The organism is Jujubicoccus corallicola, from assembly GCF_047345645.1.
In the GTDB taxonomy this organism is placed as follows: Bacteria; Pseudomonadota; Alphaproteobacteria; order Rhodobacterales; family Rhodobacteraceae; genus JBLEFH01.
In genome coordinates, this window is record NZ_JBLEFH010000008.1 from 142982 (window position 1) to 156561 (window position 13580).

General features: G+C 64.9%; 14 protein-coding genes. 9 read left to right on the forward strand and 5 right to left on the reverse strand.

From position 1 onward, the window contains the following. The 8 genes from alr (at position 1) to ACMA5I_RS12830 (ending at position 6662) form a co-directional block, all read left to right on the forward strand. Positions 1-1044, forward strand: coding sequence for an alanine racemase (alr, locus tag ACMA5I_RS12795; protein ID WP_525886673.1), 1044 nt, complete (start codon positions 1-3; stop codon positions 1042-1044). Beyond that, a complete protein-coding gene (locus ACMA5I_RS12800) occupies positions 1037-1297 on the forward strand; it encodes a hypothetical protein (RefSeq protein ID WP_525886674.1) in 261 nt (86 codons plus the stop codon). Before alr ends, ACMA5I_RS12800 begins: the two co-directional genes overlap by 8 nt. Before the next feature lie 110 nt (positions 1298-1407). After that, positions 1408-1884 (forward strand): paraquat-inducible protein A, encoded by a 477-nt coding sequence (locus ACMA5I_RS12805; protein ID WP_525886675.1) that lies wholly within the window; start codon positions 1408-1410, stop codon positions 1882-1884. Beyond that, positions 1884-3254, forward strand: coding sequence for a DNA repair protein RadA (gene radA / locus ACMA5I_RS12810; protein ID WP_525886676.1), 1371 nt, complete (start codon positions 1884-1886; stop codon positions 3252-3254). The genes ACMA5I_RS12805 and radA overlap by 1 nt, the downstream gene beginning before the upstream one ends. Before the next feature lie 11 nt (positions 3255-3265). Further along, complete coding sequence (locus ACMA5I_RS12815) at positions 3266-3826, forward strand: CvpA family protein (RefSeq protein ID WP_525886677.1); 561 nt, start codon at positions 3266-3268, stop codon at positions 3824-3826. 18 nt (positions 3827-3844) lie between these two features. Continuing rightward, positions 3845-5302, forward strand: coding sequence for an amidophosphoribosyltransferase (gene purF / locus ACMA5I_RS12820; protein ID WP_525886678.1), 1458 nt, complete (start codon positions 3845-3847; stop codon positions 5300-5302). A gap of 16 nt (positions 5303-5318) precedes the next feature. Next, positions 5319-5969, forward strand: coding sequence for an SDR family NAD(P)-dependent oxidoreductase (locus ACMA5I_RS12825; RefSeq protein WP_525886679.1), 651 nt, complete (start codon positions 5319-5321; stop codon positions 5967-5969). A 39-nt stretch (positions 5970-6008) separates the two neighbouring features. Then, complete coding sequence (locus ACMA5I_RS12830; RefSeq protein ID WP_525886680.1) at positions 6009-6662, forward strand: NAD(P)H-binding protein; 654 nt, start codon at positions 6009-6011, stop codon at positions 6660-6662. A gap of 13 nt (positions 6663-6675) precedes the next feature. On the opposite strand, the gene ACMA5I_RS12835 is transcribed toward ACMA5I_RS12830, so the two are convergent. The 4 genes from ACMA5I_RS12835 to ACMA5I_RS12850 all read right to left on the reverse strand — a co-directional run bounded on the left by ACMA5I_RS12835 (position 6676) and on the right by ACMA5I_RS12850 (position 10829). After that, on the reverse strand, positions 6676-7320 hold the full coding sequence (locus ACMA5I_RS12835; RefSeq protein WP_525886681.1) for a CatB-related O-acetyltransferase: 645 nt from the start codon (positions 7318-7320) through the stop codon (positions 6676-6678). A 123-nt stretch (positions 7321-7443) separates the two neighbouring features. Continuing rightward, positions 7444-8874, reverse strand: a complete 1431-nt coding sequence (gene der / locus ACMA5I_RS12840; protein ID WP_525886682.1) for a ribosome biogenesis GTPase Der — start codon at positions 8872-8874, stop codon at positions 7444-7446. A gap of 9 nt (positions 8875-8883) precedes the next feature. Continuing rightward, complete coding sequence (locus ACMA5I_RS12845; RefSeq protein WP_525886683.1) at positions 8884-10170, reverse strand: BamB-related PQQ repeat family beta-propellar protein; 1287 nt, start codon at positions 10168-10170, stop codon at positions 8884-8886. After that, positions 10167-10829, reverse strand: coding sequence for a tetratricopeptide repeat protein (locus ACMA5I_RS12850; protein WP_525886684.1), 663 nt, complete (start codon positions 10827-10829; stop codon positions 10167-10169). Before ACMA5I_RS12850 ends, ACMA5I_RS12845 begins: the two co-directional genes overlap by 4 nt. Before the next feature lie 250 nt (positions 10830-11079). On the opposite strand from ACMA5I_RS12850, the gene ACMA5I_RS12855 reads away from it, so the two are divergent. Continuing rightward, a complete protein-coding gene (locus tag ACMA5I_RS12855) occupies positions 11080-11718 on the forward strand; it encodes a hypothetical protein (RefSeq protein ID WP_525886685.1) in 639 nt (212 codons plus the stop codon). 44 nt (positions 11719-11762) lie between these two features. On the opposite strand, the gene ACMA5I_RS12860 is transcribed toward ACMA5I_RS12855, so the two are convergent. Next, positions 11763-13523: an ABCB family ABC transporter ATP-binding protein/permease gene (locus ACMA5I_RS12860; RefSeq protein WP_525886729.1), complete on the reverse strand. Its 1761-nt coding sequence runs from the start codon at positions 13521-13523 to the stop codon at positions 11763-11765. Positions 13524-13580: the final 57 nt, after the last annotated feature.

The following is a 13580-nucleotide window of genomic DNA, read 5'->3' on the forward strand; positions in this document are numbered from 1 at the left end:
ATGCGCGCTACGCTTCGCATTGATCTTGCCGCCCTTGCCGCCAACTGGAAGGCGCTGGACCGGTTGTCGGGTCCGGCGGTCGAGACCGGGGCGGTGGTCAAGGCGGACGGTTATGGATTGGGGATGGCCGAGGTTGCGCCGGTGCTGCGCGGAGCCGGGGCGCGGTCGTTTTTCGTCGCCCTTGCCGAGGAAGCCGCCGAGCTGCGGCCGCTGATTGGCGAGGACGATCTTATCTATGTGCTGAACGGGTATATGCCGGGCGATGCGGCGCCGCTCAAGGAGGGGCGCGCCGTGCCGGTGCTGGTCTCCGTCGAGCAGATCGACCGGTTCAAGGCGGAGATGCAGGGCTATGCTTATGGCCTCCAAATCGACAGCGGGATGAACCGGCTCGGCCTTGAGCCGCAGGATTTTGCCGCGACCCTGACCCGCCTGCCGCCCTTCCAGCCGCCGCGCCTCGTGATGAGCCATCTGGCCTGCGCCGATCAGGCGGTCCATCCGCTGAACGCGATGCAACTCGCGACCTTTTCCACCCTCGCGGCGACCTTCCCGGCCAGCACCAAGAGCCTCGCCGCGACCGGCGGCACCATGCTCGGCGCGCCCTATCATTTCGGCCTGACCCGCCCCGGCATCGGGGTTTATGGCGGGCTGCCCTATTCCAACGCCAAGCCGGTGGTGGCGATGGATCTGCCGGTGTTGCAGGTCCGCACCGTGCTGCAAGGCGAGATCATCGGCTATGGCGCGACATGGACCGCGCCGGGCCGCCGCCGCATCGCAACCGTTTCGGGCGGCTATGGCGACGGGATTTTCCGCAGCCTGTCGAACCGCGGCGCGCTCTATGCGGGCGAGACCCGCTGCCCCATCGTCGGCCGCATCTCGATGGACACGATCTCGGTCGATGTGACCGATTTGGGCGGCGAGGTGCCGGACACGCTGGAGCTGATCGGCGCGCACCAGACGCTCGATGCGCTCGCCAAGGATGCCGGGACGATTGGTTATGAAGTGCTGACCGATCTGGGGCGGCGGTATCAGCGGGCGTATGTCTGACACGCCTGAGGACGGCGGGCGGCCACGCAAGAGAAATGGTTTTTACGGCCCCGTCCTGATCGCCTTCATCATGATCTGGACCTTTTTCTGCTTGGTTCTTTCCATGCTCGTTAAAGACCTCTTCGCCGAGGGAAGTCTTTGGGGATTGAGCGTAAGCGCCCTTCTCTTTTTCTGGGTCGTGCGAACCGCCGCCTTCGCCTTTGGCCGCGTCATGCGGCACTACAAACTGCCCTTGAGGATTAAGCGAAACTAAGGGCCGCCGCTCCGTTTGCCCCGTCTCCGGGTCCTGCGCATCAGCCACCCCATTGACCACATCCCCCAACCCGTCTGGCGCTCCCGCTCTCGATCCCCTAAAAGCGGCCTATGACTCCGCTTCGCATCGCCAATCTCGCCCTGCTTGTTCTCTTTCCCATTGCCTGGGCCGCGCCGCTTTTGCGGGCGGGGCTGGTAGTGCCTTGGGGCGGGGCGAAGGTGGCGTTGCCGTTTTTTGACCAGCAGGAAGTGTCGGTCCTCTCGGGCATTGCGGCGCTTTGGGAGTCGGCGCCGTTTCTCTCGGTGATCGTGCTGCTTTTCGCGGTGATCGCGCCGCTGGCGAAGATCGTGGCGGTCGAGATGATGTTCCGGGGGCGTGGCCCTCTCTGGCTAAAACCCGCGACGGTGTTTCTCGCAAAGCTTGCCATGGCTGATATTTTCCTGATGGCGATTTATATCGTGCTGGCCAAGGGGATCGCGCTGACCTCGGTGACGCCGGGCTGGGGGCTCTATCTTTTCACCGCCTGCGTGCTGACCTCGCTGGCGCTCTCTTTTGCGCTGAAGCCCAAAGCGGTTGAGGCGGTTTGATGGCGAAGGCCGCGCTGCAATATGTCTGCCAGTCCTGCGGGTCGGTCTATTCCAAATGGGCCGGGCGCTGCGAGAATTGCGGCGAGTGGAACAGTTTGCAGGAAGAAAAGCCGCTCTCGGACGGGCCGAAGGGCAAGACGCTTGGCGCGAAACGTGGGCGCTCGGCCAAGCTGAGTGATCTGGCGCAGCAGGAAGCGCCGCTGATCCGCACCAAGACCGGGATTGGCGAGCTGGACCGGGTGCTTGGCGACGGGCTCGTCCCCGGCTCGGCCACGCTGGTCGGCGGGGATCCGGGGATCGGGAAATCGACGCTGCTTTTGCAGATGGCGGCGCGCTTTGCGGCGGCGGGTCACAAGACGGTGTATTTCTCGGGCGAGGAAGCCTCGGGGCAGATCCGGATGCGGGCGGCGCGGCTTGGCCTTGCCGATGCGCCGGTGCTGCTCGGGGCGGAAACCAATTTGCGGGACATTCTGACGACGCTGGAGGAGGAGCGCCCCGCCCTCGTCATTATCGACTCGATCCAGACCATGTGGCTCGACACGGTGGAGAGCGCGCCGGGATCGGTCAGCCAGGTCCGCGCCGCCGCGCATGAGCTGGTGAGCTTTGCGAAGAAGCGCAATGTCGCGACGATCCTCGTCGGCCATGTCACCAAGGAAGGGCAGATCGCTGGGCCTCGGGTGGTCGAGCATATGGTGGACACGGTCCTCTATTTCGAGGGCGAGCGCGGGCATCAGTTCCGCATCCTGCGCGCCGTGAAAAACCGATTTGGCCCGGCGGGGGAAATCGGGGTGTTTGAAATGACCGGCACGGGGCTGGCGGAAGTCGCCAACCCCTCGGCGCTGTTCCTCTCGGAGCGCGGCACGCCGACACCGGGCGCGGCGGTTTTTGCCGGGATGGAAGGCACAAGGCCCGTGCTGGTTGAAATGCAGGCGCTGGTTGCGCCCTCACCGCTTGCCACACCGCGCCGCACCGTGGTCGGCTGGGACGGGGCGCGGCTCTCGATGATCCTCGCGGTTCTGGAGGCGCGTTGCGGCATCAGTTTCGGCGGCAATGATGTGTTCTTGAACGTCGCTGGCGGGCTCCGGGTCGGGGAACCCGCCGCCGATCTCGCCGTGGCCGCCGCGCTGCTGTCGTCCCGGCAGGACCACGCCCTGCCCTCGGAGGCCATCTTTTGCGGGGAGATCAGCCTCTCGGGCGCGCTCCGGCCCGTCTCGCAACCCGAAATCCGGCTCCGCGAGGCAGAAAAACTTGGCTTCAACGCGGCTTACCTGCCCGGACGCGGCAAGCTCACAAGCCCGACAAGCCTGACACTTCGCCGATTGAATGACCTCAATGAATTCATTAAAGACTGCTTCGACAGTATTGAGTGAGGGGAAGCATCATGGACGGCTTTACCATAGTTGACGGAATTGCGCTGGTGGTCGTGGTGATCTCGACCCTGCTGGCCTTCAGCCGGGGCTTTGTGCGCGAAGTCCTGTCGATCATCGGCTGGGGCCTTGCCGCCATCGCCGCCTATATTTTCGCGCCGACCGTGGAGCCGCTGGTCTCCGGCCTGCCCTATGTCTCCGATATTCTGGTCGGCAATTGCGAATTGTCCATGGTCGTGGCCTTCGCGCTGGCCGGGATCGTCGCCCTCGTCATCATCGCCCTGCTGACCCCGCTGATTTCCGGCGCGGTGCAAAATTCGGCGATTGGCCCGATCGATCAGGGCTTTGGCGCGCTTTTTGGTGTCGCCCGTGGTATCCTTCTGGTGTCGGTGGCGCTTCTGCTGTTCAACATGGCCCCGGCGAATGATATGACCAGCGAAGTCGCCAACAGCGAGTCCATCGGGCTCTTCGGCTCGGTGCAGGACTGGATGCTCATGCAATTCGAGAACCAGGACTGGGTCGACTGGATCGGCGGCAAATATAACGATCTGATCGCCACCTGCCCGGCCGCGTAACCCATTAAGGACACCGCCATGCTTGCACACCCCTTCGACGACGACAAACTCCGGGAAGAATGTGGGGTGTTCGGCGTCACGGGGGTTGCGGATGCGGCGACCTTCGTGGCCCTTGGCCTTCATGCGCTGCAACATCGGGGGCAGGAAGCGGGCGGCATCGTGGCGTATGAGCCCGAGCAAGGCTTCACCTCCGCCCGCCGCTTTGGCTATGTGCGCGACAATTTCACGAGCGCCGCGCTGATCGAGACGCTGCCCGGCTCCCTCGCCATCGGCCATGTGCGCTACTCCACCTCCGGCAAGAACGAACAGCCGCAGATCCGCGATGTGCAGCCCTTTTTCGGCGAGTTCTCCATGGGCGGCTGCGCCATTGCCCATAACGGCAACATCACCAACGCCATGGCCCTGCGCAAGGAGCTGATCGAGCGCGGCTCTATTTTTCAGTCCTCATCGGACTCCGAGTGCATCATTCACCTGATGGCCCGCTCCATCCAGTCCAACATCCCCGACCGGATCAAGGACGCGCTCCGCCGAGTCGAGGGCGCGTTTTCCATCGTCGCCATGACCCGCTCCAAGCTGATAGGTGTGCGCGACCCGCGCGGCGTGCGCCCGCTGGTTCTGGGCAAGGTGGGCGACGGTTGGTGTCTCGCCTCCGAGACCTGCGCGCTCGACATTGTCGGGGCCGAGTTCATCCGCGAGATCGAGCCGGGCGAAATGGTGGTCATCACCGCGGACGGCGTCGAAAGCTTCTTCCCCTTCGACCGCCAGCAATCGAAATTCTGCATTTTCGAGAAGGTCTATTTCTCCCGCCCGGACAGCATCATCGACGGCCAGTCGGTCTATGAAGCCCGCCGCCTGATCGGCGTGGAACTGGCCAAGGAAGCCCCCGTCGAGGCCGATCTCGTCTGCCCCGTCCCGGACAGCGGCACCCCGGCGGCCATTGGATTTTCGCAAGAATCCGGCATCCCCTTCGCCATGGGGATCATCCGCAACCAATATGTCGGCCGCACCTTCATCGAGCCGACCGAGCAGATCCGCAACATGGGCGTGCGCCTCAAACTCAACGTCAACCGGGCGCTGATCCGGGGCAAACGCGTCGTTCTGGTGGATGATAGCGTGGTGCGCGGGACGACCAGCATCAAGATCCGCGAAATGATCCTCGATGCCGGGGCCGCGGAAGTGCATTTCCGCATCGCCTCCCCGCCGACGCAATGGCCCTGTTTCTACGGGGTCGATACGCCGGAGCGCGAAAAGCTCCTCGCCGCCCGGATGAGCGAGGAGGAAATGGCCGAACATCTCGCCGTGGACAGCCTCAAATTCATCTCCCTCGACGGGCTTTACCGCGCCGCCGGGATCGCCGCGGGCCGCGACGACGCCGCCCCGCAGTATTGCGATGCCTGTTTCTCGGGCGACTACCCCGTCCGCCCCGCCGACCGCATCGAAGCGGGCTTCAAGCTGAAATCCGACAAAGCGGCCTGAGGCCCAAGAGACTGATATGACCGAAAAAACCGCCCTCATCACCGGCGCATCGCGCGGGCTTGGCGCCGCGCTGGCCGAAGCCCTTGCGCCGGAGTACCACATCATCGCCGTCGCCCGCACCCTTGGCGGGCTGGAGGAACTGGCCGACCGGATCGAGGCGAAGGGCGGCAGCAGCACGCTCGTCCCGCTGGACCTCACCGACGACGCGGGCCGCCAGCAGATGTGCAAGGCGATTTTCGACCGCTGGGGTGCGCTCGATCTCTGGGCCCACACCGCCATCCACGCCAGCGCCCTGACCCCGGCGCAGGACATCACCGCGAAGGATTGGGAGAAAAGCTGGAAGGGCAACGCCGAGATGGTCCAGCGCCTGATCCACATGATCGCGCCGCTGCTTGGCAAGACCGGCACCGCGCTATTCTTCGACGACGCGGGCGCCGGCGACGCCTATAAAGGCACCTACGGCGCGACCAAGCTGGCCGGCATGACGCTGGCGAAGGCGTGGCAAGCCGAGACGGTGAACACGGGGCCGCGGGTGATCGTGGAAACGGTTCCGCCGATGCCGACGGCCGTGAGGGCGCGGTTTTATCCGGGGGAGGAGCGGGAGGCGCTGGTGGGGTGCTCGGAGGTGGCGGAAAAGCTGAGCGCCACCCTTCAAAGCGCGGTCTAAGCCCTTACGTCCTTTCAAGCAGAGGATAGGAGGCTCCCCATGGCACAGATCTTTATCATCGGCGCGACGGGCGGCGTCGGGCATCGGCTCGCGCCCCTGTTGGTTGAGGCGGGGCATGAGGTGCGCGGGCTCCACCGCAAGCCGGAACAGGCGGAGGATCTGCGCGCGGCCGGGGTCACGCCGGCTCACGGCGACATTATGGAGATGTCCGCTGAGGACGTGAAGAGTGCCGCAGAAGGGGCAGACATTATTGTATTTTCCGCAGGCGCCGCCGGGAGCGGGTTGGACCGGACCACGGCGATTGATGGCGAGGGTTTGAAAAAGGCGATCACGGCGGCGCAGGCCCATGGCGCGCGGCTTTACCTTGTCTCCGTCTTCCCCGATGCGCGCCGCGGCGGCGAGCTTGGCGACGGGTTCGAGCATTATATGAAGGTTAAGAAAGACGCCGATGTGGCGCTCGCCGCGTCAGGTCTCGACTGGGTGATCCTGCGCCCCGGCACGCTGACCCATGAGGACGCCGACGGGATGGTCACGGCGGGGCGTGCGATTGCTTATGGAGACGTGAAACGCGGCAATGTCGCCGCCACGCTCGCCGCGCTGATCGCGACGCCCGAGATTAACCATGAGATTATCGAGCTGACCGATGGGGACACGCCCGTCGCCGACGCGGTGGCGGCGCTGAGGCGGGGTTAACGCCGAGGGCCCGCTAGACGACCAGAGAGAGCAGATCCACATCCTCATCGCGCGGGATGTGGGTTTCGAAGAACACGCGGTTGGCGGCGATCTTCTCGTCGCTCCACCCCCACCACGCGATTTCAAGCAGTTGCGCAATCACATTGTCGGTGAAGCGCTTGCCGATAACCTTGCCCGGCACGCCGCCGATGATCTCGAACGGCCCGCAGCTTTTGGTGACGGTTGCCCCCGCTGCCAGCACGGCACCATGGCCGACCTGCACGCCGGAAAGAATATTCACCTTGTCGCCGATCCAGACATTATGGCCGATCTCGACGGGGCCGGTGGTGACCATATTGCCCTCAAAACCGAAGCGCCGATGGAGCCATGTTTGCTGGCAGGGCATGTCCGTCCGGTGGTTGCCCGAGAGCACCGAGACTGACTGGCCGAACGCGCAATAGCGCCCGATCCGCACGATGCCGCGCGCGTTGAACGGGCCGTTAATGGTGGTGTATTTCCCGCAGATCACATTGCCCGAGATCGTCCAGCGCTTGAACGGCCCATTGATATGATGCCCGCGCATCAGAGCCGGTCGTGTCATCGGCACGAAACTGTCGAGGTCTTCGCGTGTGAAGATGGATTTCGGCTTCACCGGCGGCTTGCCCACCACTTTGCGCACCGTTTCGGAGGTTCGAAGGGTCTCTTTTACCGATTTTTTCTGAAAGCCAAACATCGTCAATCTGTCTCTATCTTATAGTAACCGCCCGAAGTCATGTCTCGTCAGGCAGAGAGGCTTCCGCGCTCACCCACGCCCCTTCTTATGCTTCTCCAGACTCGTCACGTTCTTTTTCTTGCGGTCCTTATAGGGGTTCTCGCCTTTGCGCATCAGGAGCCGGATCGGCGTGCCGGGCATGTCGAAATCGCGGCGGAGGCCCGATTTTAGAAACCGCAGGTAAGCGGCCGGGAGGAGGTCCGGCAGGGAGCAGAAGACGGCGAAGCTGGGGGGGCGGGTTTTCACTTGCGTCATGTAGCGCAGGCGGATGCGGCGGCCGCCCGGGGCGGGCGGCGGGTGTGCGGAGACCTGATCAGCCAGCCAGCGGTTGAGCGCGCCGGTGGAGACGCGTTTGTTCCAGACCTCATGGGCGCGGATCACCGCGTCGCGCAGTTGCGGCAGGCCCTTGCCCGTGCGGGCCGAGACATAGACCAGCGGGGCGCCGCGAAGCTGCGGCAGCAGGCGTTCGAACTCTTCGCGCAGCTCCTTGATTTTCTCGGATTTGTCGTCCTCAAGATCCCATTTATTGACCGCGATGACGACCGCCCGGCCCTCGCGTTCGGCGAGATCGGCGATGCGCAGATCCTGTTGCTCGAACGGGATTTGCACATCGAGCAGGATCACCACGACTTCGGCGAATTTCACCGCGCGCAACCCATCGGAGACGGAGAGCTTTTCCAGCTTCTCCTGCACCTTGGCCTTTTTGCGCATCCCGGCGGTGTCGAAGATCTTGAAATCGCGGCCATTCCAGTCGGTCGCAACGGAGATGGAGTCCCGCGTGATCCCGGCTTCGGGCCCGGTCAGCAGACGGTCCTCGCCGATGATTTTGTTGATCAGGGTGGATTTGCCCGCATTGGGGCGGCCCACCACGGCCATGCGGATCGGGCCGGTGGGGATCGCGTCCTCGCCCTCTTCGGCCTCCTCCTCGCTGATCTCGACCTCGGTTTCGGCCTCGGTGTCCGGGAACATCTCGGTGAAGGGCTGGAGGGCGGTCAGAAGATCGGCCATGCCCTCGCCATGTTCGGCGGAAATGGCGAGTGGCTCGCCAAGGCCGAGGGAATAGGCATCGTAAATCCCGTCGGTTCCTGCGCGGCCCTCGGCCTTGTTCACCGCCAGAATGACGTGATCGGCGCGTTTCCTAAGGATATCCGCAAAGACCTGATCCGCCGCCGTGACCCCGGCCCGCCCGTCGATGACGAAAAGGCACACATCGGCCATATCGACGGCGCGTTCGGTCAGGTGGCGCATCCGCCCCTGAAGGGACTCGTCGGTGGCCTCTTCCAGCCCCGCCGTGTCGATCACGGTGAAGCGGAGCGGGCCAAGGCGGGCGTCGCCCTCGCGCAGATCGCGCGTCACCCCCGGCTGGTCGTCAACCAGCGCGAGGCGCTTGCCGACAAGCCGATTGAACAGCGTCGATTTGCCGACATTGGGCCGGCCGACAATGGCGAGGGAGAAACTCATGAAATGCCTTTAGCGATAGCCGAGGAGCTGGCCGTTATTGCTCAGCACCCAGGCGGTTCCGTTCACGACGATGGGGGCCGCCGCCGCCCCGCCGGGGATTTGCACAGCGCTGGTCTGCTGGCCGGTCGAGGGGTCGAACATGCGCAGAAGCCCGTCGGTTCCGGCGACCAGAAGCCCGCCGCCCGCAAGGACCGGGCCGTAATAGACATACGGGTCGCGGCGCTTGTCCGGCACCCGGTAGCGCGGCAGATCGGCTTGCCACATCAGCGCGCCAGTGGCGGCGTCGAGGCGGATCAGCTTGGCCATGTCGGTGGTGGCAAAGACGCTGTCGCCCGCGGCGACGACCGGGGAGAAGCTGCCGAAAGAGGCGGTCCAGATGCGGTCGCCCGTCGCTTTATCGAGCTTGGCGATTTGACCCGCCTGCGAGCCGAGATAGACTGCATCGCCCGCGATCACGGGATCGGCGGTGATGTCGTCATAGGCGGCGCGGGCAAGGCCGCGTGTGCCGCCGACGACCGCGCCCTGCCAGACAAGCTGGCGGTTGCGTGCTTCCACGGCGTTCACCTGACCGGAGCTATAGGGCAGCACGATGGTTTGCCCATCGGTTGCCGCCGACGCGCCGCCGCCGACGCCGGAGAGGCCGGGCGCTGCGGAATATTGCCAGTTGATGCGGCCCTGCGCGATCGAGATGCCGTAGGCCATGTCGTCGCGGGCGATCACGACGACTTCGTCGCCAATGACAAGCGGCGCGGCGCGGATCGGGGCGTCCACATCCTGCACCCAGAGGCGCTGGCCGCTGGCCGCGTCGAGCGCGATGAGCTGGCCCATGCCGGTGGTGACGAACAGCTGACTGCCGCCAAGCGCCAGCCCGCCGCCGAAGCCGTCAAAGCTGCGCTGGCCGAATTTGGCGACATCGACGGACCAGACGAGCCCGCCATCGGGGGTGAAAGCGCGCACCGTGCTGGCGGCGTCCTTGGTGTAGATGCGCTGGCCGTCCGACACGGGCGGCTGGAAAATCTCGCCCTCACGGGTCTTGCCGCGCCCGGCCTCGACCTGAACGGCGAGCGACAGGCCCGAGAGACTCGCATGGGGCGCGTTATGGGTGCCGTCATAGCGGGTTTGCGGCCAGGTCGGCAGCGCCTGCATGGGCGGCGCGGCGAAAGTGGTCGGCTGGACGGTCGCGGTGCCCTCTTCGGGGCGGATCGAAATGCGCTCACCGGGCAGGATCAGTTCCTGCTCGCCGCAAGCCGCGAGGGTGACAAGCGCCAGCGCGCCAAGGGTAAGAGAACGGATCATTGCGCCTCTCCTTCAGTTTCGGTTGGCTCCACCACCATCGGCGCATCCGCCGCCGGCTCTTCCAGACCCCAGATCCGGGACAGTTCCAGCACGCGCTGCTGCATCTCGGCAGGCACGCTCTCCGCGCTGGTGATTTGCGACAGATCCGCGCGGGCGGCGTCGAAATCGCCCGCTGCGGCGGCATCAATCGCGCGCTGCTCCAGCGCCAGCAGACGATACGGGCGGTCCGGCCCGATCATCGCATCGAGAAGCTGCGTGCGCAGATCGCCCTCGCTCATCAGCGCCAGTTTGAGCCGCGCCAGATCGCCGTAAAGCGGGTCCTCATTGGCGAGCGCCTCATACGCTGCGCGGGCCTGATCGGTCTCCCCGGCATCGGCCAACGCATCGGCGCGCGCCATTTGCGAGACGAGATCGCTCGCATCCTCAAGCGCCGCCGCCCGCTCCGCGCCCTGAAGCGTGAGCGCATTGGCCAGCCGGTCGCCATTCGCCGCCGCTGCATCCGCACCGCGCGATTTGTCCCATTCGAGCCAGGCCACGGCCCCGACGGCCACAACCGCCACCGTGCCGATCACCCAGGAAAGCCCCTTGAGGCGCGCCATCAGCTTGTCGCGGCGCAGCTCATCGGTGACTTCATCGACGAAACTGTCTCTGTCGCTCACATGTCAGTCCTTTATCCTTTGCCCCCGCTTTATCGTGAAAATCCCGGCGGCAAAAGGGCCTTCGCGCTCAACTTGGGGTCATCGGGCGCGAATGGCCGCTTCGGGCCGCATGGGAAGGCGCTTCGCGGGCCTGCGCGCGCCCGAAAGCGCGGCAAAAACCCGCATCTGAAAAGCTGCCCTGCTGTTCGCTTGCAGTTGAACCTCACGCCCGCGGCAGGTAGTCTTGGCGGATGTGGATGTGAGGTGTGTGATGAAACCCCTTATTCTGGCCTTTTCTGCGGTAGTGCTTGTCGCAAGCTGCACTGCGAAGCCGGGCAGTTTCGTGTCGCCCGATGCGGCCGCGTCGGCGCGGGCGCCCGCGACCCCGACGGCCGCGGGCATTACCGGCAATGCGGTCTTTAGCCAGAGCGAAATGATGACGATCGCCAAGCGCGTCGCGGCCTTTGACCGCGCGACCCGCCAGCGCGATGTGGACGGCATCATGAGCGTGACCCCGCCCGCAATCACCGAAGTGATCGCCGAGCGCAGCGGTGTCGATGCGGAGGATCTGCATCAGGCGCTCCGGGCGCAGCTTTCTGCGATGCTCTCCCAAATCGAACTGGAATCCTACAGCATGGACATGCCCGACGCGACGGCGCATCGCACGGCCGACGGCACGCCCTATTTGCTGATCCCGACCCATACGATCATCAACATCCCCGGCACGGGCCGCGTCGAAAGCCACAGCCAGACGCTGGCGATGGAGGATGCGGGGGTCTGGTATCTGGTGCGCATCAGCGAGGCGAAACAGGTGGCGCTCCTGCGCGAAGCCTATCCGAGCTTCGCCAAGGAGCAGTTCCCCGAAGGCACGCAGATCCTGCTCGATGACGATACCGTCGCGCGGCGTTAAGGCGGGCGCTTCGATCCCCTGAAAAACCAGACCCGCGCGGCGCGTTATTCTTCCTCCGCCTGCTGACGCGCCCACATTTGCGCGTAGCGGCCCTCGGCGGCGAGCAGGTCGGCGTGGGTGCCGCTTTCCGCGACCCGGCCCTCATCGAGAACATAGATACGATCCGCGCCGGTGACGGTGGAGAGGCGGTGCGCGATGACGATGACCGCGCGGCCTTGGCCAAGATCGTCAAGCTCCCCTTGGATCCGCGCCTCCGTCTCGCTGTCGAGGGCGGAGGTCGCCTCGTCGAGCAGCAGGATCGGCGGGTCTTTGAGGATCGTGCGGGCAATGCCGACGCGCTGTTTCTCGCCACCCGACAGCTTCAGCCCGCGCTCGCCCACGCGGGTCTCGAACCCGTCGGGCAGATTGGCGATGAACCCGCCCAGGGACGCCGCATCCGCCGCCGCCGCGATGTCCGCGTCGCTCACCTGATCGCGGCCATAGCCGATATTATAGCCGAGCGTGTCGTTGAACAGCACCGTGTCCTGCGGGACCATGCCGATCTCGGCGCGCAGGGATTTTTGGGTGACATTGCGAATATCCTGCCCGTCGATCTCGATCGCTCCGCCGGTCACATCGAAGAACCGGAAGAGGAGCCGCCCGATGGTGGATTTGCCCGCGCCGGACGGGCCGACGACCGCGATCACCTCACCCCGGCGGACCTCCATATCGACGCCCTTGAGGATCTGCCGGTCTTCCGCATAGCCGAATTTCACGTCCCGGAACCGCACATGCCCGGCGGTGATCTGCAAGGGTTTCGCGCCCGGCGCATCGCCGATATCGGCATCCTCCCCCATCAGGCTGAACATCTCGCGCATGTCTTCCGCGCCCTGCCGGATCTCGCGGTAAACGGAGCCGAGAAAGCCCAGAGGGCCGGTGAGCTGCATCATATAGGCGTTGACCATGACGAAATCGCCGAGGGTCATGGTCCCGTTTTCGACGCCTTGGGCGGCCATCAGCATCACCGCGATCATGCCGAGATTGAGGATCAGCGCCTGCCCGGTGTTGAGGAGCGCCAGCGATTTGGCGAGCCGCACCGCGCCGCGCTCATAGCCCTTCATCGCCGTCTCGTAGCGCATCAATTCGCGCTCCTCGGCGGTGAAATATTTGACGGTTTCGTAATTCAAAAGGCTGTCGATAGCGTTCTGATTGGCCTCGCTGTCGCGCATATTCATGCGGCGGCGCTGGATCACCCGGCGCTGCGTCAGGAACACGGTGAAGGCGATATAGCTCGTCATCGTCAGCACCAGCACCAGCAGGAACCGGGCGTCGAGCGCGAGGGTCAGGATCACCGCGACCATGAGGATTTCGAGGATCAGCGGGCCGAGATTGAACAAAAGCATCCGCAGCATGAAATCGACGCTTTTGACGCCGCGCTCCATGATCCGGCTGAGTGCGCCGGTCTGCCGGTCGAGATGGAAGCGGAGCGACAGGTTATGCAGATGGCCGAAAAGCTGCGCCGCGACGGCGCGGAGCGCCCGCTGGCCGACGGGCGCCCAAAGGACATTGCGCAATTCCGCAAAGCCCGTGGTCATGAGCCGCATCCCGCCATAGGCTACGACGAGCCCGCCCGCGCCCAAGACCAGCGCCGAAACCTCGCCATCGAGCGCGTCCGTCACCCGTTTATAGATGAGCGGCACCGCCACCGTCGCCACCTTGGCCAGCACCAGCGCGATGATCGCCAAAATGATGCGCAGCCGCGCGCCCCGGTTCCCTTTCGGCCAGAGATAAGGCAAAAGTTGACGGAAGGCGGAGAGGTCGGGCATCGGCACTCGTGATCGTGGCTGGAACAGGCTGGATGGGTCAATGTAGGCATGGCGCGC